Annotated in this window: 33 protein-coding genes; 30 read left to right on the forward strand and 3 right to left on the reverse strand. The window is 64.3% G+C overall.

The annotated features are described in order from the left end of the window. From AC3A3Q_RS15225 to AC3A3Q_RS15370, 30 genes are all read left to right on the forward strand, one after another. Positions 1 to 456 (forward strand): EF-Tu C-terminal domain-related protein (locus tag AC3A3Q_RS15225; protein ID WP_487587048.1); only part of this gene is annotated, 456 nt, incomplete at its 5' end. A gap of 519 nt (positions 457 to 975) precedes the next feature. After that, positions 976 to 1,287 (forward strand): 30S ribosomal protein S10, encoded by a 312-nt coding sequence (gene rpsJ / locus AC3A3Q_RS15230; RefSeq protein WP_014161383.1) that lies wholly within the window; start codon positions 976 to 978, stop codon positions 1,285 to 1,287. A gap of 10 nt (positions 1,288 to 1,297) precedes the next feature. After that, positions 1,298 to 1,951 carry a 50S ribosomal protein L3 gene (gene rplC / locus AC3A3Q_RS15235; RefSeq protein WP_200606506.1) on the forward strand — a complete coding sequence of 218 codons (654 nt, stop codon included), beginning with the start codon at positions 1,298 to 1,300 and terminating at the stop codon, positions 1,949 to 1,951. A 12-nt stretch (positions 1,952 to 1,963) separates the two neighbouring features. Further along, entirely contained in the window at positions 1,964 to 2,569 is a 606-nt protein-coding gene (gene rplD / locus AC3A3Q_RS15240; protein ID WP_200606504.1) for a 50S ribosomal protein L4, read from the forward strand. Then, positions 2,566 to 2,862: a 50S ribosomal protein L23 gene (rplW, locus tag AC3A3Q_RS15245; protein ID WP_158733593.1), complete on the forward strand. Its 297-nt coding sequence runs from the start codon at positions 2,566 to 2,568 to the stop codon at positions 2,860 to 2,862. The genes rplD and rplW overlap by 4 nt, the downstream gene beginning before the upstream one ends. Before the next feature lie 10 nt (positions 2,863 to 2,872). Next, complete coding sequence (gene rplB / locus AC3A3Q_RS15250) at positions 2,873 to 3,700, forward strand: 50S ribosomal protein L2 (RefSeq protein ID WP_200606503.1); 828 nt, start codon at positions 2,873 to 2,875, stop codon at positions 3,698 to 3,700. 6 nt (positions 3,701 to 3,706) lie between these two features. After that, on the forward strand, positions 3,707 to 3,976 hold the full coding sequence (gene rpsS, locus AC3A3Q_RS15255; protein WP_200606502.1) for a 30S ribosomal protein S19: 270 nt from the start codon (positions 3,707 to 3,709) through the stop codon (positions 3,974 to 3,976). 10 nt (positions 3,977 to 3,986) lie between these two features. Beyond that, positions 3,987 to 4,322 (forward strand): 50S ribosomal protein L22, encoded by a 336-nt coding sequence (gene rplV / locus AC3A3Q_RS15260; RefSeq protein ID WP_158733590.1) that lies wholly within the window; start codon positions 3,987 to 3,989, stop codon positions 4,320 to 4,322. Between the two features lie 14 nt (positions 4,323 to 4,336). Then, on the forward strand, positions 4,337 to 5,080 hold the full coding sequence (gene rpsC / locus AC3A3Q_RS15265; RefSeq protein ID WP_158733589.1) for a 30S ribosomal protein S3: 744 nt from the start codon (positions 4,337 to 4,339) through the stop codon (positions 5,078 to 5,080). Positions 5,081 to 5,086: 6 nt separating this feature from the next. Beyond that, positions 5,087 to 5,500 (forward strand): 50S ribosomal protein L16, encoded by a 414-nt coding sequence (rplP, locus tag AC3A3Q_RS15270; protein WP_055902334.1) that lies wholly within the window; start codon positions 5,087 to 5,089, stop codon positions 5,498 to 5,500. Further along, complete coding sequence (rpmC, locus tag AC3A3Q_RS15275) at positions 5,500 to 5,685, forward strand: 50S ribosomal protein L29 (RefSeq protein WP_057948548.1); 186 nt, start codon at positions 5,500 to 5,502, stop codon at positions 5,683 to 5,685. The genes rplP and rpmC overlap by 1 nt, the downstream gene beginning before the upstream one ends. A 10-nt stretch (positions 5,686 to 5,695) precedes the next feature. After that, positions 5,696 to 5,965, forward strand: a complete 270-nt coding sequence (gene rpsQ / locus AC3A3Q_RS15280; protein ID WP_158733587.1) for a 30S ribosomal protein S17 — start codon at positions 5,696 to 5,698, stop codon at positions 5,963 to 5,965. 14 nt (positions 5,966 to 5,979) lie between these two features. Continuing rightward, positions 5,980 to 6,348, forward strand: coding sequence for a 50S ribosomal protein L14 (rplN, locus tag AC3A3Q_RS15285; RefSeq protein WP_056136003.1), 369 nt, complete (start codon positions 5,980 to 5,982; stop codon positions 6,346 to 6,348). Between the two features lie 14 nt (positions 6,349 to 6,362). Further along, on the forward strand, positions 6,363 to 6,677 hold the full coding sequence (gene rplX, locus AC3A3Q_RS15290; RefSeq protein ID WP_158733586.1) for a 50S ribosomal protein L24: 315 nt from the start codon (positions 6,363 to 6,365) through the stop codon (positions 6,675 to 6,677). An 11-nt stretch (positions 6,678 to 6,688) separates the two neighbouring features. Then, entirely contained in the window at positions 6,689 to 7,231 is a 543-nt protein-coding gene (rplE, locus tag AC3A3Q_RS15295; RefSeq protein ID WP_200606500.1) for a 50S ribosomal protein L5, read from the forward strand. An 18-nt stretch (positions 7,232 to 7,249) separates the two neighbouring features. Further along, entirely contained in the window at positions 7,250 to 7,555 is a 306-nt protein-coding gene (rpsN, locus tag AC3A3Q_RS15300; RefSeq protein ID WP_158733584.1) for a 30S ribosomal protein S14, read from the forward strand. Positions 7,556 to 7,737: 182 nt separating this feature from the next. Next, on the forward strand, positions 7,738 to 8,136 hold the full coding sequence (gene rpsH, locus AC3A3Q_RS15305; protein WP_158733583.1) for a 30S ribosomal protein S8: 399 nt from the start codon (positions 7,738 to 7,740) through the stop codon (positions 8,134 to 8,136). Between the two features lie 13 nt (positions 8,137 to 8,149). Beyond that, positions 8,150 to 8,677 carry a 50S ribosomal protein L6 gene (gene rplF / locus AC3A3Q_RS15310; RefSeq protein WP_487587049.1) on the forward strand — a complete coding sequence of 176 codons (528 nt, stop codon included), beginning with the start codon at positions 8,150 to 8,152 and terminating at the stop codon, positions 8,675 to 8,677. Positions 8,678 to 8,700: 23 nt separating this feature from the next. Further along, entirely contained in the window at positions 8,701 to 9,060 is a 360-nt protein-coding gene (rplR, locus tag AC3A3Q_RS15315; protein WP_487587189.1) for a 50S ribosomal protein L18, read from the forward strand. A gap of 158 nt (positions 9,061 to 9,218) precedes the next feature. Then, a complete protein-coding gene (gene rpsE, locus AC3A3Q_RS15320) occupies positions 9,219 to 9,761 on the forward strand; it encodes a 30S ribosomal protein S5 (RefSeq protein WP_158733581.1) in 543 nt (180 codons plus the stop codon). Continuing rightward, positions 9,754 to 9,954, forward strand: a complete 201-nt coding sequence (rpmD, locus tag AC3A3Q_RS15325; protein WP_200606497.1) for a 50S ribosomal protein L30 — start codon at positions 9,754 to 9,756, stop codon at positions 9,952 to 9,954. Before rpsE ends, rpmD begins: the two co-directional genes overlap by 8 nt. Continuing rightward, entirely contained in the window at positions 9,954 to 10,397 is a 444-nt protein-coding gene (gene rplO / locus AC3A3Q_RS15330; protein WP_487587190.1) for a 50S ribosomal protein L15, read from the forward strand. Before rpmD ends, rplO begins: the two co-directional genes overlap by 1 nt. Positions 10,398 to 10,404: 7 nt before the next feature. Continuing rightward, positions 10,405 to 11,769 (forward strand): preprotein translocase subunit SecY, encoded by a 1,365-nt coding sequence (gene secY / locus AC3A3Q_RS15335; RefSeq protein WP_487587050.1) that lies wholly within the window; start codon positions 10,405 to 10,407, stop codon positions 11,767 to 11,769. A 234-nt stretch (positions 11,770 to 12,003) separates the two neighbouring features. Continuing rightward, complete coding sequence (gene rpsM / locus AC3A3Q_RS15340; RefSeq protein ID WP_200606494.1) at positions 12,004 to 12,360, forward strand: 30S ribosomal protein S13; 357 nt, start codon at positions 12,004 to 12,006, stop codon at positions 12,358 to 12,360. Positions 12,361 to 12,372: 12 nt separating this feature from the next. Then, positions 12,373 to 12,765, forward strand: a complete 393-nt coding sequence (gene rpsK, locus AC3A3Q_RS15345) for a 30S ribosomal protein S11 (RefSeq protein WP_055902370.1) — start codon at positions 12,373 to 12,375, stop codon at positions 12,763 to 12,765. 14 nt (positions 12,766 to 12,779) lie between these two features. After that, positions 12,780 to 13,409, forward strand: coding sequence for a 30S ribosomal protein S4 (gene rpsD, locus AC3A3Q_RS15350; protein ID WP_200606492.1), 630 nt, complete (start codon positions 12,780 to 12,782; stop codon positions 13,407 to 13,409). 18 nt (positions 13,410 to 13,427) lie between these two features. Further along, on the forward strand, positions 13,428 to 14,426 hold the full coding sequence (locus tag AC3A3Q_RS15355; RefSeq protein ID WP_158733575.1) for a DNA-directed RNA polymerase subunit alpha: 999 nt from the start codon (positions 13,428 to 13,430) through the stop codon (positions 14,424 to 14,426). Between the two features lie 198 nt (positions 14,427 to 14,624). Continuing rightward, the gene (gene rplQ / locus AC3A3Q_RS15360) at positions 14,625 to 14,999 is read left to right on the forward strand and encodes a 50S ribosomal protein L17 (protein ID WP_200606488.1); all 375 of its coding nucleotides are present in this window, start codon (positions 14,625 to 14,627) and stop codon (positions 14,997 to 14,999) included. Between the two features lie 189 nt (positions 15,000 to 15,188). After that, entirely contained in the window at positions 15,189 to 15,695 is a 507-nt protein-coding gene (locus AC3A3Q_RS15365) for a disulfide bond formation protein B (protein ID WP_487587051.1), read from the forward strand. A 79-nt stretch (positions 15,696 to 15,774) separates the two neighbouring features. Further along, positions 15,775 to 17,163, forward strand: a complete 1,389-nt coding sequence (locus AC3A3Q_RS15370) for a class II 3-deoxy-7-phosphoheptulonate synthase (protein ID WP_487587052.1) — start codon at positions 15,775 to 15,777, stop codon at positions 17,161 to 17,163. Between the two features lie 135 nt (positions 17,164 to 17,298). Here the strand turns inward: AC3A3Q_RS15370 and AC3A3Q_RS15375 are convergent, their stop codons facing one another. From AC3A3Q_RS15375 to typA, 3 genes are all read right to left on the reverse strand, one after another. Beyond that, positions 17,299 to 18,930 carry an amidase gene (locus tag AC3A3Q_RS15375; protein ID WP_487587191.1) on the reverse strand — a complete coding sequence of 544 codons (1,632 nt, stop codon included), beginning with the start codon at positions 18,928 to 18,930 and terminating at the stop codon, positions 17,299 to 17,301. 90 nt (positions 18,931 to 19,020) lie between these two features. Then, the gene (locus tag AC3A3Q_RS15380; RefSeq protein WP_200606483.1) at positions 19,021 to 19,491 is read right to left on the reverse strand and encodes a DUF2127 domain-containing protein; all 471 of its coding nucleotides are present in this window, start codon (positions 19,489 to 19,491) and stop codon (positions 19,021 to 19,023) included. Positions 19,492 to 19,543: 52 nt separating this feature from the next. Beyond that, positions 19,544 to 21,373 (reverse strand): translational GTPase TypA, encoded by a 1,830-nt coding sequence (gene typA / locus AC3A3Q_RS15385; RefSeq protein ID WP_200606482.1) that lies wholly within the window; start codon positions 21,371 to 21,373, stop codon positions 19,544 to 19,546. Positions 21,374 to 21,501 lie beyond the last annotated feature (128 nt).

The raw sequence follows: 21,501 nt of genomic DNA on the forward strand, positions 1-21,501 counted from the left end.
GAAATCGTCGGTATCCGTCCGACCCAGAAGACGACCGTCACCGGCGTCGAGATGTTCCGCAAGCTGCTGGACCAGGGTCAGGCAGGCGACAACGCCGGTCTGCTGCTGCGCGGCACCAAGCGTGACGACGTCGAGCGCGGCCAGGTGCTGTGCAAGCCCGGTTCGATCACCCCGCACACCGAGTTCGAAGCCGAGGTGTACGTGCTGTCGAAGGACGAGGGCGGCCGTCACACCCCGTTCTTCAAGGGCTACCGTCCGCAGTTCTACTTCCGCACCACCGACATCACCGGCGCAGTGACGCTGCCGGAAGGCGTCGAGATGGTCATGCCGGGCGACAACATCAAGATGGTCGTCTCGCTGATCAACCCGGTCGCGATGGACGAAGGTCTGCGCTTCGCAATCCGCGAAGGCGGCCGTACCGTCGGCGCCGGCGTGGTTGCCAAGATCATCAAGTAATACCCCTCTCCCTGCCGCCTGCGGCGGCGTCCCTCTCCCACAAGGGGAGAGGGAAGGGGAGTCAGGCGCGATGCGTTTCCCCTCTCCCCTTGTGGGAGAGGGACAGGCGCAAAGCGCCAGGGAGAGGGGGCTCAGCGCCCCCTTTTCCCGGTTTCCCAGGTCGTGCTTGCACAACCTGTGGATATCCGGTTAGAATGCACGACCACTGCGGACCTTCCTTCAAGAAGGCCCCGCAACCAGCGAAATGAGGTGCAGGATGCGCCTCGTATTCGCCAGACATGGACATGTCGCACGGCAACGCTCCGTACGTTCTGGGCCCTCGGGCTTCCAAGGAACGCTAAACGGGGCGCTTCGTGCGTTCTACTCCACCGTCTGGGCGGATCGGGAAACCGGTCTGCCTTGTTTTTTGAGGCAGGGAAGCTCCGGAGCGAGGGTGCAGCTCCGGGGTGTTTGCGTATTCCAGGGGTTCGGCACACCCAGAAGCCGGCCCGTCGCTCTTTTAACGTAAGGAATTCCGTCATGGCGGACCAAAAGATCCGAATCCGGCTCAAAGCGTACGATCATCGCCTGATCGACCGCTCGGCCAGCGAGATCGTCGAGACGGCCAAGCGGACCGGCGCGCAAGTGCGCGGCCCGATCCCGCTGCCGACCAAGATCGAGCGTTACACCATCCTCGTTTCGCCGCATGCCGACAAGGATGCGCGTGACCAGTACGAGACCCGCACGCACAAGCGCGTGCTGGACATCGTTGACCCCAACGACAAGACCGTGGACGCGCTGATGAAGCTCGAGCTCGCGGCTGGCGTTGACGTGCAGATCAAGCTGACCTGAGGCCACCACCATGACCGCGAAGAAATATTCGTTGGGCATCGTCGGTCGCAAGGCCGGCATGAGCCGCTTCTTCACTGAAGACGGCAAGTCGGTTCCCGTGACCCTCATCGAGGCCACCCCGAACCGGATCACCCAGATCAAGACCCAGGAAACCGACGGCTACAGCGCCGTGCAGGTGACTGTCGGTGTGCGCCGCGCTGCGCTCATCAACAAGCCCGAAGCCGGTCACCTCGCCAAGGCGAAGGTTGAAGCCGGTCGTGGCCTGTGGGAACTGCGTGTTGAAGACGACCAGATCAACGGTTTCGAAATCGGCGGCGAGATCAAGGCCGACATCTTCGAAGCCGGCCAGTTGGTCGACGTCCAGGGCGTCACCAAGGGCAAGGGCTTCCAGGGCACGATCAAGCGCTGGAACTTCACCATGGGCGACGCGACGCACGGTAACTCGCTGTCGCACCGCTCGCCGGGCTCCATCGGCCAGCGCCAGACGCCGGGCCGTGTGTTCCCGGGCAAGAAGATGGCCGGCCACATGGGCGCGGTTACCCAGAGCACGCAGCGCCTGGAAGTGGTCAAGGTCGACGCAGAGCGTGGCCTGATCGCGATCAAGGGTGCGGTGCCGGGCGCGCCGGGCGGCGACGTCATCGTGCGTCCCTCGAGCAAGGCATAAGGAGAGATGACGATGGAACTCGCCATCAATAACAGCACCAAGACGCTGTCGGTCTCCGACGCGATCTTCGGCCGCGAATTCAGCGAAGACCTGGTCCACCAGGTGGTCGTTGCCTACCGCAATGCCGGTCGTGCCGGTACCAAGGCGCAGAAGACCCGTTCGGAAGTCAACGGCACCACCAAGAAGTCGAAGAAGCAGAAGGGCGGCGGTGCGCGTCATGGTGCGCTGACGGCTCCGATCTTCGTCGGCGGCGGCGTGACCTTCGCGGCCAAGCCGCGCAGCTTCGCGCAGAAGGTCAACCGCAAGATGTACCGCGCCGCGATGGCCGCGATCCTGTCCGAGCTCAATCGCCAGGGGCGCATCATGGTCGTCGAGTCGTTCGACCTCGACGCTCCGAAGACGCAGGGCCTGATCGCTAAGCTCAAGGGCCTGGAAGTCGGTCGTCGTCCGCTGATCGTCACCGAGGACGCTTCCGAGAACCTGTACCTCTCGGCTCGCAACCTGCCGTACGTCGAAGTGCGTGACGTCCAGGGCCTGGATCCGGTCAGCCTCGTCGGCGCCGATTCGGTCGTGGTCACCGCTGACGCCGTCAAGAAGATCGAGGAGTGGCTGGCATGAACGAGGCCAAGCTCTACAACATCATCCGTGCGCCGCGCGTGTCCGAAAAGACCGCACGTCTGCAGGAAGTTTCCAACCAATACGTCTTCGAAGTCGCGACGGACGCTACCAAGGCCGACATCAAGGTCGCCGTGGAAAAGCTGTTCGAAGTCAAGGTCGAGGCAGTCAACGTGGTCAACGTGAAGGGCAAGAACAAGTCCTTCAAGTTCCGCTCTGGCAGCCGCGGCGACTGGCGCAAGGCGTACGTGACGCTGGCCGAAGGCCAGTCGATCGACGTGATGGCCAAGGCCTGAGGAAAGACCCATGGCATTGATGACTTTCAAGCCCACCTCCCCCGGCCGCCGCAGCGCGGTTCGCGTGGTGACCCCGGGCCTGCACAAGGGCGCGCCGCACGCGGCGCTCGTCGAGAAGCAGGGCAAGACCGGCGGTCGTAACCACCACGGCCGGATCACCACCCGCCACGTCGGCGGTGGTCACAAGCAGCATTACCGCATCATCGACTTCAAGCGCGACAAGGAAGGCATTCCGGCGCGCGTCGAGCGCATCGAATACGACCCGAACCGCACCGCTCACATCGCGCTGCTGTGCTACGTCGACGGTGAGCGCCGTTACATCATCGCCCCCAAGGGCCTGAAGGACGGTGACCAGGTGATCGCGGGCCGTGACGCCCCGATCAAGGTCGGCAACACGCTGCCGCTGACCAACATCCCGGTCGGTTCCACCGTGCATTGCATCGAGATGAAGCCGGGCAAGGGCGCCCAGCTGGCCCGCGCCGCAGGCGCTGGCGTGCAGCTGATCGCCCGCGAGCAGGGCTACGCCACGCTGCGTCTTCGCTCCGGCGAAATGCGCAAGGTGCCGGCCGAGTGCCGCGCCACCATCGGCGAAGTCGGCAACGACGAGCACAACCTCGAGAAGCTGGGCAAGGCTGGCGCCAAGCGCTGGCGCGGCGTCCGTCCGACCGTTCGCGGTGCGGCCATGAACCCGGTCGACCATCCGCACGGCGGTGGTGAGGCCAAGGCTGGTCAGGGCAACCCGCACCCGGTCACCCCGTGGGGTGTTCCGACCAAGGGTTACAAGACCCGCAAGAACAAGCGCACCCAGCAGTTCATCGTGCGCGATCGCAGGAGCTAATCGGCCATGGCACGTTCACTGAAGAAAGGCCCGTTCGTCGACCACCATCTGATCAAGAAGGTCGAGACCGCGGGTAACAACAAGAAGCCGATCAAGACCTGGTCGCGTCGTTCGATGATCCTGCCGGAGATGGTGGGTTTCACCATCGCCGTGCACAACGGCAAGAACCATATTCCGGTGCTCGTCAACGAGAACATGGTTGGCCACAAGCTTGGCGAGTTCGCCCTGACCCGTACCTTCAAGGGTCACGGCGGCGACAAGAAGTCGGGCAAGTAAGGAGATGACCATGGAAGCGAAAGCCATCCTGCGCACCGCGCGCATCTCCCCGCAGAAGGCCCGTCTGGTCGCTGACCAGGTTCGCGGTCTCTCGGCCGAACGCGCCATCAACCTGCTGAAGTTCTCGGACAAGAAGGCTGCCCAGATGATCCGCAAGGTCGTCGAGTCCGCCATCGCCAATGCCGAGAACAACCAGGGCGCCGACATCGACGAGCTCAAGGTCAAGACCATCATGGTTGACGAAGGTCCCGCACTGAAGCGCTTCATGGCGCGTGCAAAGGGCCGCGGCACCCGCATCCTCAAGCGCACCAGCCACATCACTGTGGTTGTTGGCGCGGGCAAGTAAGGCGGAGTCAGACAATGGGTCATAAAGTACATCCGACTGGCATCCGCCTTGGCATCTCCAAGGATTGGAATTCCAAGTGGTTTGCCAACAAGAAGCAGTACGCCGAGTTCCTGGCGGCGGACCTCAAGGTCCGCGACCTGCTGCGCAAGAAGCTGGCCCAGGCCGGCATCTCCAAGATCTTCATCGAGCGTCCGGCGAACAACGCCCGCGTGACGATCCACACCGCCCGTCCGGGCGTGGTGATCGGCAAGCGTGGTGAGGACATCGAAAAGCTGCGCAAGGAAGTTAGCGCGGTGATGGGCGTTCCGGCGCACATCAACGTGACCGAGGTCCGCAAGCCGGAACTCGACGCGCAGCTGGTCGCCGAGTCGATCGCCCAGCAGCTGGAGCGCCGCATCATGTTCCGTCGCGCGATGAAGCGCGCTGTCGGCAACGCGATGCGCCTGGGTGCCCTCGGCATCAAGGTCAACGTCGCCGGCCGTCTGAATGGCGCCGAGATCGCGCGTTCGGAGTGGTACCGCGAAGGTCGCGTTCCGCTTCACACGCTGCGTGCCGACATCGACTATGGCTTCGCAGAAGCCAAGACGACCTACGGCATCATCGGCATCAAGGTATGGGTCTACAAGGGCGAGATCTTCGATTTCTCCCAGGTCGGCCAGGAAAAGCAGGACGATTCGCCGCGCAGCGATCGCGGTGACCGTGGTGACCGCGGTGATCGCAGCGACCGTCCGGGCCGTTCGGCCCGCGAACAGAGGTAATCCGCCATGTTGCAACCCAAGCGAACCAAGTACCGCAAGGTACACAAGGGCCGCAATGAGGGCCTGAGCTGGAACGGCAATGCCGTCAGCTTCGGCGAATACGGCCTTAAGGCTACGGCGCACGGTCAGCTGACCGCGCGCCAGATCGAGGCAGCACGTCGTTCCATCAGCCGTTACGTCAAGCGTGGCGGCAAGATGTGGATCCGCGTGTTCCCCGACAAGCCGATCACCAAGAAGCCGATCGAAGTCCGAATGGGCTCCGGTAAGGGCAACGTCGAGTACTGGGTCGCACAGATCCAGCCTGGTCGCATGATTTACGAGATCGAAGGTGTTGCAGAAGACGTGGCGCGTGAAGCGTTCCGTCTGGCCGCCGCCAAGCTCTCGGTGACCACCACTTTCGTTACCCGGACGGTGCGCTAATGGAACTCAAGCAACTTCGCGAGAAGTCGGCCGACGAACTGAAGGCCCACCTGGTCGAGCTGCACAAGGAGGGCTTCGCCCTCCGCATGCAGAAGGCCACTGGCCAGCTCGCCAAGACCCACGATGCACGCCGTGTGCGCCGCGAGATCGCTCGCGTCAACATGCTGCTCGGCGAGAAGAAGTAAGGACCCTGCAATGACCGACAACAATACAGACAAGGCGCTGCGCACGGTTGAAGGCCGGGTCGTCAGCAACAAGATGGACAAGACCGTCACCGTGCTCGTCGAGCGCCAGGTCAAGCACGCGCTGTACGGCAAGTACATCCGTCGCTCGACCAAGCTCCACGCCCATGACGCCGATAACGCCTGCAAGGAAGGCGATATCGTGCGAGTGAAGGAGATTGCTCCGATGTCCAAGACCAAGAACTGGAGCGTGGTTGAAATCGTCAGCCGCGCGGCCGAATAAGAGGAGGCTGAACCATGATCCAGATGCAAAGCTACCTCGACGTCGCCGACAATTCCGGTGCCAAGGAAGTGATGTGCATTAAGGTGCTCGGCGGCTCCAAGCGCCGTTACGCCGGCATCGGCGACATCATCAAGGTCACCGTGAAGGACGCGATCCCGCGTGGCAAGGTCAAGAAGGGCGACGTCTATGACGCCGTCGTGGTCCGCACCCGCAAGGGCGTTCGTCGCCCGGACGGTTCGCTGATCCGCTTCGACGGCAATGCCGCCGTGCTCCTGAACAACAAGCAGGAACCGATCGGTACCCGCATCTTCGGGCCTGTGACCCGCGAGCTGCGTACCGAGAAGTTCATGAAGATCGTCTCGCTCGCTCCTGAAGTGCTCTGAGCGGAGGAATTTATATGAACCGTATCCGCAAGGGCGATCAGGTGATCGTCACCGCCGGCAAGGACAAGGGCAAGAAGGGCGACGTTGTGCGCGTACTCGGCGAGAAGGTCGTCGTGTCGAACATCAACATCGTCAAGCGCCACACCAAGCCGAACCCGCAGGCAGGACAGCCTGGCGGCGTGGTCGAGCGCGAAGCGCCGATCCACATTTCCAACGTGATGCTTTTCAACCCTGCCACTGGCAAGGGCGAGCGCATCGGTTTCAAGGTGCTGGAGGATGGACGCAAACTGCGTGTGTTCCGCTCCAGCGGTGAGGCGGTTGACGCCTAAGGAATGCTGATATGACCACCCGGCTTGAAAAGTTCTACAAGGACGAAGTCGTCCCGTCGCTGACCAAGAAGTTCGGTTACAAGAACCCGATGGAAGTGCCGCGCCTTTCCAAGATCACGATCAACATGGGCGTCGGCGAAGCCGCGACCAACAAGAAGATCCTGGAAAACGCCGTTGCCGACCTGACCAAGATCGCTGGCCAGAAGCCGATCGTGACCAAGTCCCGCGTGTCGGTGGCTTCGTTCAAGATCCGCGACGGTTGGCCGATCGGTTGCAAGGTGACGCTGCGCCGCGCCCAGATGTTCGAGTTCCTGGACCGCCTGATCAACATCTCGCTGCCCCGCGTGCGTGACTTCCGCGGCGTGTCGGGTCGTTCGTTCGACGGCCGTGGCAACTACAACATGGGCGTGAAGGAACAGATCATCTTCCCGGAAATCGACTTCGACCAGGTCGACGCCCTGCGCGGCATGGACATCGCGATCACCACGACCGCGAAGACCGACGCCGAAGCCAAGGCACTGCTGGAAGCGTTCCGCTTCCCGTTCCGCAACTGATCCAATAGGACTGACACAATGGCTAAGACCTCCATGGTCAACCGCGAGATCAAGCGGGCCAAGCTTGCCAAGCAGCACGGCAGCAAGCGCGAAGCACTGAAGAAGATCATCTCCAGCCAGACGGCCTCGTACGAGGACAAGATGGATGCAGTGGTCAAGCTGCAGAAGCTGCCGCGTGACTCCTCGCCGAGCCGCCAGCGCACCCGTTGCGTGCTCTCGGGCCGTCCGCGTGGCGTCTACCGCAAGTTCGGCCTCGGCCGCAACATGCTGCGCAAGGCGACCATGAACGGCGACGTTCCGGGTCTGCGCAAGGCCAGCTGGTAACAAAACGCGCCGGCAAGTCTGCTAGACTTGCCGGCTCGCTCGTTCCAAGGCACTCCGGCCGGAAGGGCGGGGTGCCGGTCGTTTGTGGGTTTGCCCATCCTCGGCCTGTTTTGTCGCCCTCACGGGCATACAACTGAATTCGCAATCCCGCGGATATCGGTGCTACTCATAGGTAATTAATCATGAGCATGACTGATCCCATCGCCGACATGCTGGTCCGCATCAAGAATGCGGCCGCTGTTCGCAAGCAGACGGTGAAGATGCCGTCGTCCACCATCAAGGTTGCCATCGCCAAGGTGCTGAAGGACGAGGGTTACATCCTGGACTCGCGCGTGACCCCGGTCAGCGCCGGCAAGTCCGAACTCGAAATCTCGCTGAAGTACTACGAAGGCAAGCCGGTGATCGAGCGCCTGGAGCGCTTCTCCCGTTCGGGCCTGCGCCAGTACCGCGGCAAGTCCGAGCTGCCCAAGGTCCTGGGCGGCCTCGGCATCGCCATCATCTCCACCTCGAAGGGCATCATGACCGATGCGCAGGCGCGCCAGCAGGGCGTCGGCGGTGAAGTCCTGTGCTTCGTGGCTTAAGGGAGGAATAGACATGTCCCGAGTTGCCAAGAAGCCGGTTGCCCTCCCGAAGGGCGTCGAGCTGAACATCCAGGCTGAGTCGATCAGCGCCAAGGGCCCGAAGGGCACCCTGTCGGTCGCCAAGCCCGCCGCCATCGCAGTCAAGGTTGAAGACGGCCACGCCGTGTTCTCGACCGAAGATGCCGCGCTGATCCCGCTGACCGGCACCCTGCGCGCCATCCTCGCCAACCTGGTGAAGGGCGTGTCGGAAGGCTTCGAGCGCAAGCTCGAGCTGGTCGGCGTCGGTTACCGTGCCGCCATGCAGGGCAAGGACCTGAGCCTGTCGCTCGGTTTCTCGCACCCGGTCGTGTTCGTGGCCCCGGAAGGCATCACCATCGCCACCCCGACCCAGACCGAGATCGTGGTCCAGGGCGCGGACAAGCAGCGCGTCGGTGAAGTTGCGGCCAAGATCCGCGGCTTCCGTCCGCCGGAGCCGTACAAGGGCAAGGGCGTGAAGTACGCCGGCGAAGTCATCATCCGCAAGGAAGCCAAGAAGGCCTAATCGGTCCTTCAGCTTTCGGAGACATAGAAATGAACAAGAACATTGCTCGCCTGCGCCGCGCCAAGTCCACCCGTTCGCACATCCGCGAACTCGGCGTGCCGCGTCTGACCGTGCTCCGCACCGGTCAGCACCTGTACGCACAGGTCTTCACCGCCGACGGCTCCAAGGTCCTGGCTGCGGCTTCGACCGTCCAGGCCGACGTCAAGGAAGGCCTGAAGAACGGCAAGAACTCCGACGCCGCCATCAAGGTCGGTCGCGCGATCGCCGAGAAGGCCAAGGCTGCCGGTATCGAGAAGGTCGCATTCGACCGCTCGGGCTACCGCTACCACGGCCGCATCAAGGCGCTGGCCGATGCTGCTCGCGAAGGCGGCCTGCAGTTCTAAGCTTGAATGGGTGGGGCCCCGGCCCCACCCAGAACTTTCCCCGCCGACACGGGTCTGTGTCGGGCGCGGCTTCGGGTTTCCGGGCTGGCGAAACACCCGCGGTAAATCACAACCATAAGCGGCCACGCCGCAAATCCTTCAACTAACGAGTATTCGAAATGGCAGAAGAACAACGTGCACCGCGGGGTCGTGATCGCGACCGCAACCGCGAAGAGATCGACGATGGCATGATCGAGAAGCTGATCGCGGTCAACCGCGTCAGCAAGACCGTCAAGGGCGGTCGCCAGTTCACCTTCACCGCACTGACGGTGGTCGGTGACGGCAACGGCAAGGTCGGTTTCGGTTACGGCAAGGCACGCGAAGTGCCGGTCGCCATCCAGAAGTCGATGGAATATGCCCGCAAGAGCATGAACAACGTCGACCTGAACAACGGCACCCTGTGGCACTCGGTCAAGGCCGGCCACGGCGCAGCCCGCGTGTTCATGCAGCCGGCTTCCGAAGGTACCGGCGTCATCGCCGGCGGCGCGATGCGCGCTGTCCTGGAAGCGGTTGGCGTGAAGAACGTGCTGGCCAAGGCCGTCGGTTCGCGTAATCCCATCAACCTCGTTCGCGCCACCCTCAAGGGCCTGGGCGACATGCACTCGCCGGCGAAGATTGCCGCCAAGCGTGGCAAGAAGGTGGAGGAACTGAACCATGGCTAAGACTGAAGCCACCACCGGCGGCACCGTCAAGGTGCGCCTGGTCAAGGGTCTGCGTGGTACCCAGTCGCGTCACCGCCTGTCGGTGCGTGCGCTGGGCCTGAACAAGCTCAACGATGTGCGTGTACTGAAGGACAGCCCGCAGGTTCGCGGTCTGATCAATCAGCTGCACTACCTCGTCAAGGTCGAGGAGTAATCGACATGCGTCTCAACACTCTGCAACCCGCTGAAGGCGCCCGTCAGGAGCGCACCCGTGTCGGCCGTGGTATCGGTTCGGGCCTGGGCAAGACCTGCGGCCGCGGCCACAAGGGCTCGTTCGCGCGCTCCGGCAAGGGCAAGATCAAGGCTGGCTTCGAAGGCGGCCAGATGCCCATGCAGCGTCGCCTGCCCAAGATCGGCTTCCGTTCGAAGCTGCTCAAGGACACCGCCGAAGTGATGATGTACCAGCTCGAGAAGCTGGAAGCTGGCGAGATCGACTTCGCAGCGCTCAAGGCCGCCAAGCTGGTGCACAGCACCGCCAAGCAGGCCCGGATCGTCAAGAAGGGCGAGATCACCAAGAAGTTCGTACTCAAGGGCGTGGCCGCTACGGCCGGCGCCAAGGCCGCTATCGAAGCGGCCGGCGGCAAGGTCGAGGAGTAAGGACTAGATGGCGCGCAGCGGTAGCAATGCAGTTGCCGGTATCGGTGGCGGGCTCGGGAAGTTCACCGAGCTCCGTCAGCGCCTGCTGTTCGTCGTCGGTGCCCTGATTGTCTACCGCATCGGTTGCTACATCCCGGTGCCGGGCGTCAATCCGGAGGCGATGCTCCAGTTGATGGAGACCCAGAAGGGCACCATCGTGGACATGTTCAACATGTTCTCCGGTGGCGCCCTGCATCGCTTCAGCCTGTTCGCACTCAATGTCATGCCGTACATCTCGGCATCGATCATCGTGCAGCTGCTGGTGCAGATCGTGCCGAGCCTGAAGGCCATCCAGAAGGAAGGCGAGTCAGGCCGTCGCAAGATCAACCAGTGGTCGCGCATGGGTGCGATCCCGCTGGCCGTGTTCCAGGCATGGGGCATCGCCACGGCCCTCCAGGCCGGCGGCGCCAGCCAGGGCATCGCGGTGGTCTACAACCCGGGCCCGGGCTTCATCCTGACCGCGGTGATCGCGTTGACCGCCGGCACCATGTTCCTGATGTGGCTGGGCGAGCAGGTCACGGAGCGGGGTATCGGCAACGGCGTCTCGCTGATCATCTTCTCGGGCATCGTCGCGGGCCTGCCCGCCGCCGTCATCGGCATGTTCGAGCAGATCCGCAACGGCGACATGAGCGCCCTGGTCGCAATCGCGGTCGTCGCCATTGTGGTGGGTTTCACCTACTTCGTGGTGTTCGTCGAGCGGGGCCAGCGCCGGATCACGGTGAACTACGCCCGTCGCAGCGGCGGTCGCAGTGCCTACCAGAACCAGTCCTCGTTCCTGCCCCTTAAGCTGAACATGTCGGGCGTGATCCCGGCCATCTTCGCCTCGAGCATCGTGATGTTCCCGGCGACGGCGGCGAACTGGTTCAGCCAGGGCAATTCCGGTTCGACCCTGCACCGCGTCAGCCAGTGGCTGAACCCGGGCGAGCCGCTGCACATGATCCTGTATGCGGGCCTGATCGTCGGTTTTGCGTTCTTCTACACCGCGCTGGTGTTCAACTCGCAGGAAACGGCCGATAATCTCAAGAAGTCGGGTGCGTTGATCCCGGGCATCCGTCCGGGCAAGTCGACCGCCGACTATATTGACGGCGTGCTGACCCGCCTGACGGCGGCCGGCGCGGTCTACCTGGTCCTCGTGTGCCTCCTCCCGGAGGTCATGCGTACCGAACTGGGCACCTCGTTCTACTTCGGCGGCACCTCGCTGCTGATCGTGGTCGTGGTTGTCATGGATTTCATCGCCCAGATCCAGGCTCATCTGATGTCCCATCAGTACGAGAGCCTGCTGAAGAAGGCGAACTTGAAGGGCGGCTCGCGCGGCGGTCTCGCGCGCGGGTGAATCCGGACCGTTCCGCGCGCCAGAGTAGCGCGCGGGGTTGGGGCAGGGCAGTTGACCGTCTTGTCCCAGCCAGTCCAGATTCGTCGCCGGAGCATGGGCACACTCCCCATGCCGGGCTTTGCTGCGCCTTCGGGCGCGGTAGGGCTTCCTATTAACCCGAGACCTTAGTATACTTTCCAGTTCACTCCGCCGGGATTAATCCGTCCTGGCCGCCAATCAGTTGGAGATCGCGTTATGGCGCGTATTGCGGGCGTCAATCTGCCTGCCCAGAAGCATGTCTGGGTTGGGCTCCAGAGCATTTACGGCATTGGCCGTACCCGTTCCAAGAAGGTCTGTGTCTCGGCTGGCGTCACCGCCACCACCAAGATCCGTGACCTTTCCGAGCCGGAAGTCGAGCGCCTGCGCGCCGAAGTCGGCAAGTACGTTGTCGAGGGCGACCTGCGTCGCGAAATCGGCATCGCCATCAAGCGTCTGATGGACCTGGGCTGCTTCCGCGGCCTGCGTCACCGTCGCGGCCTGCCGCTTCGCGGCCAGCGCACCCGGACCAATGCACGTACCCGCAAGGGCCCGCGCAAGGCCATCAGGAAGTAAGGGACACAGACCATGGCTAAGCCGGCTGCTGCCAAAACCAAGAAGAAGATCAAGCGCGTCGTCACCGACGGCATCGCCCACGTCCACGCTTCTTTCAACAACACCATCATCACGATCACCGACCGCCAGGGCAACGCGCTCTCGTGGGCGACCTCGGGCGGCGCGGGTTTCCGCGGTTCCCGCAAGTCGACCCCGTTCGCCGCCCAGGTGGCTGCCGAAAAGGCAGGCCGTGCTGCGCTCGACTACGGCGTGAAGTCGCTGGAAGTGCGCATCAAGGGTCCGGGTCCGGGCCGTGAGTCCGCCGTTCGTTCGCTGAACAACGTCGGTTACAAGATCATGAACATCATCGACGTGACGCCTATCCCGCACAACGGGTGCCGTCCGCCGAAGAAGCGTCGCGTCTGAGGAGCTGAAGAAAAATGGCTCGTTATATTGGTCCCACCTGTAAGCTCGCTCGTCGCGAAGGCGCCGACCTCGGCTTGAAGTCGTCCGCTCGCGCACTTGATTCCAAGTGCAAGCTCGAGCAGAAGCCCGGCCAGCATGGCCCGACTGCCCGCAAGGGCAAGCTGTCCGATTACGCCACCCAGCTTCGCGAGAAGCAGAAGGTCAAGCGTATCTACGGTCTGCTGGAGCGTCAGTTCCGCAACTACTACAAGAAGGCCTCGACCAAGAAGGGCAACACGGGTGAAAACCTGCTGCAGCTCCTCGAGACCCGCCTGGACAACGTCGTTTACCGCATGGGTTTTGCGGTGACGCGTCCGGCCGCCCGCCAGCTGGTTTCGCACCGCGGCGTCACGGTCAACGGCAAGTCGGTCAACCTGCCTTCTTACCAGGTCAAGGCTGGCGACGCGATCGCGCTGGCCGAACGCGCCCAGAAGCAGCTCCGCGTGCAGGAATCCCTGACCGTGGCGCAGCAGATGGACCTCTCGCCGTCGTGGGTTGAAGTCGACAGCAAGAAGTTCGCTGGTGTGTTCAAGGCTGTTCCGGATCGTGCTGACCTGCCGCAAGACATCAATGAAGCGCTGATCGTCGAGCTGTACTCGAAGTAATCCAGGAGACGCCACAACATGACGGTTACCGCAAACCAGGTGCTGCGCCCGCGCGGCCCCCAGATCGAACGCCTTACGGGCAACCGTGCCAAGGTCGTGATCGAGCCGCTGGAGCGTGGCTATGGCCACACCCTCGGCAATGCGCTGCGCCGCGTGCTGCTGTCGTCGATCCCGGGCTTCGCAATCACGGAAGTCGAGATCGATGGCGTGCTGCACGAGTACACCACGGTCGAAGGCCTGCAGGAGGATGTCCTCGAGGTTCTGCTGAACCTCAAGGACGTCGCCATCCGCATGCACACCGGCGAGTCGGCGACCCTGTCGCTCGCCAAGCAGGGCCCCGGCATCGTCACCGCCGGTGACATCAAGACCGACCATAACGTCGAGATCCTCAACACCGAGCATGTGATCGCGCACCTGACCAAGGACACCGCGCTCAACATGCGTCTGAAGATCGAGCGTGGTTTCGGCTACCAGCCGGCCGCCGCTCGTCGTCGCCCGGACGAGGAAACCCGCGCCATTGGTCGCCTGATGCTGGACGCCAGCTTCTCGCCGGTCCGCCGCGTCGCGTATGCCGTTGAAGCGGCCCGCGTGGAGCAGCGCACCGACCTGGACAAGCTGGTTCTCGACATCGAGACCAACGGCACGATCGACGCCGAGGAAGCCGTCCGCACCGCGGCCGACATCCTCACCGACCAGCTGTCGGTGTTCGGCGACTTCACCCACCGCGATCGCGGTGCGGCGAAGCCGGCCACCAGCGGCATCGACCCGATCCTGCTGCGTCCGATCGACGACCTCGAGCTCACCGTGCGTTCGGCCAACTGCCTCAAGGCCGAGAGCATCTACTACGTCGGCGATCTGATCCAGAAGACCGAAGTGGAACTGCTCAAGACGCCGAACCTCGGCAAGAAGTCGCTCACCGAGATCAAGGAAGTCCTCGCCCAGCGCGGTCTTTCGCTCGGCATGAAGCTGGAAAACTGGCCGCCCGCTGGCATCGCCCAGCACGGCATGATGGGCTGAGCTTAACGCTCCGTTCCAGGCGGGCCGCACCTTCGGGTGCGGCCTGTGTTCTTGCAGCAAGTAGTACACCGACGAGCCTGAAGGCTCGCGGCAAGCCGGCCACGGAGGGTCGGTTCGGGCCACCCGCAGTCCACTGTGTCAGCGCCTGGATGGCGACAGCGAAGTTCAACGACTCAACATTCATCAGGAATCACGACCATGCGCCACCAGAAAGCCGGCCGTAAGTTCAGCCGCACCAGTGCTCACCGCGATGCCATGTTCACCAACATGGCGGCCTCGCTGATCAAGCACGGCCTCATCCGCACCACCCTGCCCAAGGCCAAGGAGCTGCGTCGCGTTGCCGAGCCGCTCATCACCCTGGCCAAGGTTGATGGCGTTGCCAACCGCCGCCTTGCCTTCTCGCGCCTGCGCGACAAGGAAGCCGTGGGCACGCTGTTCACCACGCTCGGCCCGCGTTACCAGTCCCGTCCGGGCGGCTACCTGCGCATCCTCAAGTGCGGTTTCCGCGCTGGCGACAATGCGCCGATGGCCTACGTCGAGCTGGTCGACCGTCCGGAAGCCGCTGCGGAGTAATTTCCCGCGCGCGCAGTGTTTCGCAGAACCCCGGCCAAGTGCCGGGGTTTTTGCTTTTGGGGGATACGTCCTTGGATTCCCGCCTTCGCGGGAATGACGATGTCTGGGCAGGGAGTGCTGCGACGAGCGGTGTGCCCGATACGCCAGGCCGACTGGTTGCGCAAAGGCATCGCCGTTAAGCTTGGCGGCATGACCAATGCCATCCTGCGCGGCTCGTTCCGCATCCAGTTCCTGATCGGTTTCCTCGCCTGCGCCGGCCTGTTGGGCTTCGCGTTCTACCTCCAGCTCCACGACGGTCTCGAACCGTGCCCGCTGTGCATCTTCCAGCGCGTCGCGTTCTTCGTCATGGGCCTGGTGTTCCTGCTCGGTGCATTGCACGCGCCCAAGGGCACGGGCGGTCGCCGTGGCTATGGTGTGGCGGCGCTGCTGGCCGCACTGGGCGGCATCGCGGTCGCCGGCAATCACGTCCGCCTGCAGCATCTGCCACCGGACCAGGTGCCGTCGTGCGGTCCGGGCCTGGACTACATGCTCGAAGCGATGCCGATCACCGGCGTGATCCGCAAGGTAATGACCGGCTCGGGCGAGTGCGCCAATGTCGACTGGTCGTTCCTCGGCTTGTCCATGCCGACCTGGAGCCTGGTCTGGTTCGTGCTGTTGGCGATCTGGGCCGGCTACGCAGCGTTCCGTCGCCGCTAGGCCACTGTTGCCGCTGTAACGGTTGCAGGGCGCCTGACTAGCGCCCATAGTGATTCGCCGCATTGCAGCATTCCGTGTCATGCCTACGCCCGATCGCAACCTCCGTGCCGTGAACCTGCCCACCGACTGGAATCCGCAGTCGTGGCGCAACCGTACTGCAATGCAGTTGCCGCAGTATCCGGACGCGGCCGCACTGGAGTCGGCGCTGGCCGAACTGCGCGAGCTGCCGCCGCTGGTGACGTCGTGGGAGATCCTCTCGCTCAAGCAGCAGCTGGCCGACGCGCAGGAAGGCAAGCGCTTCCTGCTGCAGGGCGGCGACTGCGCCGAGAGCTTCTCGGCCTGCAACTCCGGCGTGATTTCCAACCGCCTCAAGGTGCTGCTGCAGATGAGCCTGGTGCTCGTCCACGGCATGCGCAAGCCGGTGGTGCGCGTGGGCCGCTTCGCCGGCCAGTACGCCAAGCCGCGTTCGACCGACACCGAGACGATCGGTGAGGTGACCTTGCCGAGTTACCGCGGCGACATGGTCAACGCGCCGGAATTCACCGCCGCCGCGCGCGCGCCGGATCCTCGCAGGATGATCAAGGCGCACGCGCGTTCGGCGATGACGATGAACTTCGTCCGCGCCCTGATCGACGGCGGTTTCGCCGACCTGCACCACCCCGAATACTGGAACCTCAGCTGGGTCGGCCATTCCGAACTCGCCGAGGAATACCGGCGCATGGTCAATGCGATCGGCGATGCGGTGCGCTTCATGGAGACGTTGTCGGGCTCGGAGGTGCACAACCTCAATCGCGTCGACTTCTACACGTCGCACGAAGCGTTGCTGCTGCCGTACGAAGAGTCGTTGACGCGCCAGGTGCCGCGTCACTGGGGCTGGTTCAACCTCAGTACGCATTACCCGTGGATCGGCATGCGCACCGCCGCGGTCGATGGCGCCCACGCCGAATACTTCCGCGGCATCCGCAATCCGATCGCACTGAAGGTCGGCCCGTCGGTGACGCCGGACCAGCTGCTGCGCACGATCGACCTGCTCAATCCCGAAGACGAGCCGGGCCGGCTCACCTTCATCCATCGCATGGGCGCGACCGGCATCGCCGAGAAGCTGCCGCCGCTGCTCGATGCAGTGCGCGGCGACGGGCGTCGCGTGCTGTGGGTGTGCGATCCGATGCACGGCAACACCGAGAGCACCAGCAACGGCTACAAGACGCGCCGCTTCCGCAACATCCGCAGTGAGCTGGAGCAGGCGTTCGAGTTGCACGCCGCGGCCGGCACGCGCCTGGGTGGCGTGCATCTGGAGCTCACCGGTGAAGACGTCACCGAGTGCCTGGGTGGCGCGCGCGAGCTGACCGAGAGCGATCTGGAGCGGGCGTACATGTCGACGGTGGATCCGCGCCTGAACTACGAGCAGGCGCTGGAGATCGCGATGCTGATCGTGCGCAAGCAGGCGCAGATCGCGGCGCCGGCGTAAGTTCCGTCACCGTCATCCCGGCGAAAGCCGGGATCCATTTGCTGCGCAAGCAAGAGCAACGTCCCTGGGTTCCCGCCTTCGCGGGAATGACGAGCAAGGTGGGTCCCGGCTTTCGCCGGGACGACGAGCAAGACCTCAGCCCTTGCTGTTGCCCAGCGACACCGTCGCCAGGAACTGCGGCGCCTTGCGCGCCTTGGTCTTCTGCTCGAACGCATACGCCAGTTCGATCAGGCGCGGTTCGCTCCAGGCCGGGCCCATGAAGATGATGCCGATTGGCAGGCCGAAGCTGTCGCCCATCGGTACGGTGATGCTGGGCGTGCCGGCCACCGCGGCGGCGCCGTAGCCTTCGCCAAGAAAGTGGTCGCCGTTGACCGGGTCGATCAGCCACGCCGGCGCGGTGGCGGGTGCCACCACGGCGTCGAGGTTGTTCGCCGTCAGCGTCGCTTCCAGGCCTTCGGCGCCGGCAAGGCGACGGGCCTTGCTGCGCGCTTCGATGTAGCCGATCTCGTCGAGCGCGCCCTTGGCCTGGGCGCGTTCGAACAGCTCCTGGCCGAAATAGGGCATTTCCTTGCCGGCATTCTTGCGGTTGTAGTCGATCAGGCCCGCCAGCGAGCTCACCTGCGCACCGCTGCGCGAGAGGTAGCCGTCGACGCCGTGCTTGAACTCGTACAACAGCACGTCCATTTCCGGCTCGTTCCAGCTGCCCGCGCCGGCGATCTCGACGTCGACGACTTCCGCGCCCGCCTTGCGCATGGCCTCGATGCTGCGCTCGAGCGCGGCGTCGGCATCGGGGTGGAAGCCCATGGACTTGCGCAGCACGCCGATCCGGGCGCCGCGCAGGCCGTCGGCGTTGAGTCGGGCGTGGTAATCGAACATCGCACGGCCGGTGCTTTCGGCGGTCGCCGGGTCGGCGTCGTCGCGACCGACGATCGCCGACAGCAGCACCGCCGCGTCGGCGACGCTGCGCGCCATCGGGCCGGCGGTGTCCTGGCTGTGCGAGATCGGAATGATGCCGTTGCGGCTGACCAGGCCGACGGTCGGCTTGATGCCGACCAGGCCGGCGACCGAGGACGGGCAGATGATGCTGCCGTCGGTCTCGGTGCCGATCGCGGCGGCGGCCAGGCTGGCGGCGATGGCGCTGCCGCTGCCGGAGCTGGAGCCGCACGGCGAGCGGTCCAGCGCGTACGGGTTGCGGGTCTGTCCACCGCGCGCGCTCCAGCCGGAGCTCGAGCGCGAGGAACGGAAGTTGGCCCATTCGCTGAGGTTGGTCTTGCCCAGGATCACCGCGCCGGCCTCGCGCAGACGCGCGACCAGGAAGGCGTCGGTGCGCGGATGGTGCGAGGCGAGGGCGAGCGAGCCGGCCGAGTTCACCATCGGCGTCGCGTCGATGTTGTCCTTCAGCAGGATCGGCACGCCGTGCAGCGGGCCACGGACGCGACCGGCCTTGCGCTCGGCATCGCGCGCGTCGGCTTCCTTCAGCGCATTCGGATTGGTCTCGATCACCGCATTGAGTCGCGGACCGGCATCGTCGATGGCGGCGATCTGGTCGAGGTAGGCCTGGGTCAGCGCATGGCTGCTGAGTTCGCCGCGTTCCATGCGTGCCTGCAGTTCGGCGATGCCGACCTCGGCGTACGCGAAGCGGGCAGGGGCCGGGCCGGCATTCGCCGATGCGACCGCAACTGCTGGCTTGGACACAGCCACGCCCGCATCCGGCGCGTCAGCGCGTTGGCAGGCAGGCAGCAAGGCGATCATCATCGCCACGGACAACGTCTTGGTTACAGGCAAAGAGCGCATTGCGATTCCCCGGTCGCGGATGGCCGTCGCCGAGCATACGCGAAACTGAACCGCCGTCAGGCCCTATTGGCGACGCTTGAGCAGATCGCGTGCCAGCACTGCGACGACGATCAAGTTGACGGCCAGGACCGCCCACGAAGTCCAGCCGGGGTGGTGGTACACGGCGTAGAGGTCCAGGGGCAGGTAGATCGCGGCGCTGATGCAGCCCAGCCACGAGGCCCAGGCCTTGGCCCGCCACAGACCCCAGGCTTCGAGCATGCGCAGCAGGCCATAGGCCAGGACCACCGCGGCAGCCAGGTGCACGCCGTCGGGGTTGATGACCTTGTTCAACCAGGCCAGGGCGCCTTCGTTGGGGTCGAGCTGGAATCGGGCGATCAGCTCATGCAGCCAGCGCAGCAGCGGCGCCGGCCCGAGAAGTTCGAGGCCGCTGGCTGCCAGCAGTGCCAGCAGGCCCTTGGCGGCCTCGAAGATCGCGATGACATGGAGACCCGGATGCGCGTGCGGATCCGGGTTGTAGTGCTGGGCGTCGGTCATGTTGGCGAGTCGACGCCCTTGGTGCGTGCCGGTGCTTACTGTACCCGGTGACTCAGGCCGCGCGCGAGGCGCGCTTGCGGTCCGACTCGGTCAGGAACTTCTTGCGCAGGCGGATTTCCTTCGGGGTGACTTCGACCAGCTCGTCGTCCTCGATGAAGTCCAGGGCCTGTTCCAGCGAGTATTTGATCGCCGGGGTCAGCTTGATCGCATCGTCCTTGCCCGAGGCGCGCATGTTGGTCAGCGGCTTGGGCTTGATGGCATTGACGGTAAGGTCGTTGTCCTTGGAGTGGATGCCGATCAGCTGGCCCTCGTACACCTGGTCGCCTTCGGCGGCAAACAGGCGGCCGCGCTCTTCCAGCGGTCCGAGCGAGTAGGCCGGGGTGGTGCCGGCGGCATTGGCGATCATCACGCCGTTCTGGCGCTTGGCGATCGCGCCGGTTTCCTTCGGACCGTAATGGTCGAACACGTGGAACAGCAGGCCCGAGCCCTGGGTCAGGGTGCGGAACTCGTTCTGGAAACCGATCAGGCCACGGGCCGGGATCATGTAATCAAGGCGCACGCGGCCCTTGCCGTCGGACTCCATGTTCTTCAGCTGGCCCTTGCGGATGCCCAGCTTCTCCATGACGCCGCCCTGGTGCTGCTCTTCGATGTCGACCACCAGCTGCTCGACCGGCTCCATCATCTGGCCGTCGATTTCCTTGATGATCACTTCCGGACGCGACACGGCCAGCTCGAAGCCTTCGCGGCGCATGTTCTCGATCAGCACCGACAGGTGCAGCTCGCCACGGCCGGAGACCAGGAACTTGTCCGGGTCGGAACCTTCCTCGACCTTCAGCGCGACGTTGTGCAGCGTCTCGCGCTCCAGGCGCTCGCGCAGCTGGCGGCTGGTCAGGAACTTGCCACCGCTGAGTTCCTTGTTGCCGGCGAACGGCGAGTTGTTGACCTGGAAGGTCATCGAGATGGTCGGCTCGTCGACGGTCAGCGCAGGCAGCGCTTCCGGGAAGTCCAGGGCGCAGACGGTGTCGGAGATCGACAGGTCGGCGACGCCGGAGATGGCGACGATGTCACCGGCCTCGGCTTCCTCGGTCTCCAGGCGCTCCAGGCCCATGAAGCCCAGCACCTGCAGGACCTTGCCCTGGCGCTTCTTGCCTTCGCGGTCGATCACGCTGACCGGCATGTTGCGCCGGACCTTGCCGCGCTGGATGCGGCCGATGCCGATCAGGCCGACGAAGTTGCTGTAGTCCAGCTGGCTGATGCGCATCTGGAACGGGCCGTCCATGTCGACCTGCGGCGGCGCGACGTGCTTCATGATCGCTTCGTACAGCGGGGTCATGTCGCCATCGCGGGCGCTGTCGTCGAGGCTGGCGTAGCCGTGCAGCGCCGAGGCGTAGACGATCGGGAAGTCGAGCTGCTCGTTGGTGGCGCCGAGCTTGTCGAACAGGTCGAACACCTGGTCGATGACCCAGTCAGGACGGGCGCCCGGACGGTCGATCTTGTTGACGACCACGATCGGCTTGAAGCCCATCGCGAACGCCTTCTGGGTGACGAAGCGGGTCTGCGGCATCGGGCCGTCCATCGCGTCGACGAGGATCAGCACCGAGTCGACCATCGACAGCACGCGCTCGACCTCACCGCCGAAGTCGGCGTGGCCCGGGGTGTCGACGATGTTGATGCGGTTGCCCTGCCAGGTGATCGCCGTGTTCTTGGCGAGGATCGTGATGCCACGTTCCTTTTCCTGGTCATTGCTGTCCATCGCGCGCTCGGCCAGCACCGTGCGTTCGGACAGGGTGCCCGACTGCTTGAGCAGGCAGTCGACGAGAGTGGTCTTGCCATGGTCGACGTGGGCGACGATGGCGATATTGCGGAGGCGTTCGATGGACATGCGAAAAGGCCGGCAGACCGGCACTCGGGCGAGGAGGTAGCCGGGCATTATACCTGTCAATGATTACCTCTGCCTGTTCAGGTGGAGGCGTTGCAAGTACCCTTGTCTATTGGCCCGGACGCCGCCAT

The organism is Lysobacter sp. Soil_C_59, from assembly GCF_057656415.1.

Coding starts and splice junctions, on each gene's coding strand:
- rpsD (WP_200606492.1), top strand. CDS start 12,780: ATGGCTCGTTATATTGGTCCCACCTGTAAGCTCGCTCGTCGCGAAGGC.
- rpsE (WP_158733581.1), top strand. CDS start 9,219: ATGGCAGAAGAACAACGTGCACCGCGGGGTCGTGATCGCGACCGCAAC.
- rpsM (WP_200606494.1), top strand. CDS start 12,004: ATGGCGCGTATTGCGGGCGTCAATCTGCCTGCCCAGAAGCATGTCTGG.
- rpsH (WP_158733583.1), top strand. CDS start 7,738: ATGAGCATGACTGATCCCATCGCCGACATGCTGGTCCGCATCAAGAAT.
- typA (WP_200606482.1), bottom strand. CDS start 21,373: ATGTCCATCGAACGCCTCCGCAATATCGCCATCGTCGCCCACGTCGAC.
- AC3A3Q_RS15370 (WP_487587052.1), top strand. CDS start 15,775: ATGCCTACGCCCGATCGCAACCTCCGTGCCGTGAACCTGCCCACCGAC.
- rplC (WP_200606506.1), top strand. CDS start 1,298: ATGACCGCGAAGAAATATTCGTTGGGCATCGTCGGTCGCAAGGCCGGC.
- rpsC (WP_158733589.1), top strand. CDS start 4,337: ATGGGTCATAAAGTACATCCGACTGGCATCCGCCTTGGCATCTCCAAG.
- AC3A3Q_RS15355 (WP_158733575.1), top strand. CDS start 13,428: ATGACGGTTACCGCAAACCAGGTGCTGCGCCCGCGCGGCCCCCAGATC.
- AC3A3Q_RS15365 (WP_487587051.1), top strand. CDS start 15,189: ATGACCAATGCCATCCTGCGCGGCTCGTTCCGCATCCAGTTCCTGATC.
- rpmC (WP_057948548.1), top strand. CDS start 5,500: ATGGAACTCAAGCAACTTCGCGAGAAGTCGGCCGACGAACTGAAGGCC.
- rplD (WP_200606504.1), top strand. CDS start 1,964: ATGGAACTCGCCATCAATAACAGCACCAAGACGCTGTCGGTCTCCGAC.
- AC3A3Q_RS15380 (WP_200606483.1), bottom strand. CDS start 19,491: ATGACCGACGCCCAGCACTACAACCCGGATCCGCACGCGCATCCGGGT.
- rplQ (WP_200606488.1), top strand. CDS start 14,625: ATGCGCCACCAGAAAGCCGGCCGTAAGTTCAGCCGCACCAGTGCTCAC.
- rplE (WP_200606500.1), top strand. CDS start 6,689: ATGACCACCCGGCTTGAAAAGTTCTACAAGGACGAAGTCGTCCCGTCG.
- rpsK (WP_055902370.1), top strand. CDS start 12,373: ATGGCTAAGCCGGCTGCTGCCAAAACCAAGAAGAAGATCAAGCGCGTC.
- rplW (WP_158733593.1), top strand. CDS start 2,566: ATGAACGAGGCCAAGCTCTACAACATCATCCGTGCGCCGCGCGTGTCC.
- rpsN (WP_158733584.1), top strand. CDS start 7,250: ATGGCTAAGACCTCCATGGTCAACCGCGAGATCAAGCGGGCCAAGCTT.
- rpsS (WP_200606502.1), top strand. CDS start 3,707: ATGGCACGTTCACTGAAGAAAGGCCCGTTCGTCGACCACCATCTGATC.
- rplN (WP_056136003.1), top strand. CDS start 5,980: ATGATCCAGATGCAAAGCTACCTCGACGTCGCCGACAATTCCGGTGCC.
- secY (WP_487587050.1), top strand. CDS start 10,405: ATGGCGCGCAGCGGTAGCAATGCAGTTGCCGGTATCGGTGGCGGGCTC.
- rpsQ (WP_158733587.1), top strand. CDS start 5,696: ATGACCGACAACAATACAGACAAGGCGCTGCGCACGGTTGAAGGCCGG.
- rplV (WP_158733590.1), top strand. CDS start 3,987: ATGGAAGCGAAAGCCATCCTGCGCACCGCGCGCATCTCCCCGCAGAAG.
- rplF (WP_487587049.1), top strand. CDS start 8,150: ATGTCCCGAGTTGCCAAGAAGCCGGTTGCCCTCCCGAAGGGCGTCGAG.
- rplB (WP_200606503.1), top strand. CDS start 2,873: ATGGCATTGATGACTTTCAAGCCCACCTCCCCCGGCCGCCGCAGCGCG.
- rpmD (WP_200606497.1), top strand. CDS start 9,754: ATGGCTAAGACTGAAGCCACCACCGGCGGCACCGTCAAGGTGCGCCTG.
- rplX (WP_158733586.1), top strand. CDS start 6,363: ATGAACCGTATCCGCAAGGGCGATCAGGTGATCGTCACCGCCGGCAAG.
- rpsJ (WP_014161383.1), top strand. CDS start 976: ATGGCGGACCAAAAGATCCGAATCCGGCTCAAAGCGTACGATCATCGC.
- rplP (WP_055902334.1), top strand. CDS start 5,087: ATGTTGCAACCCAAGCGAACCAAGTACCGCAAGGTACACAAGGGCCGC.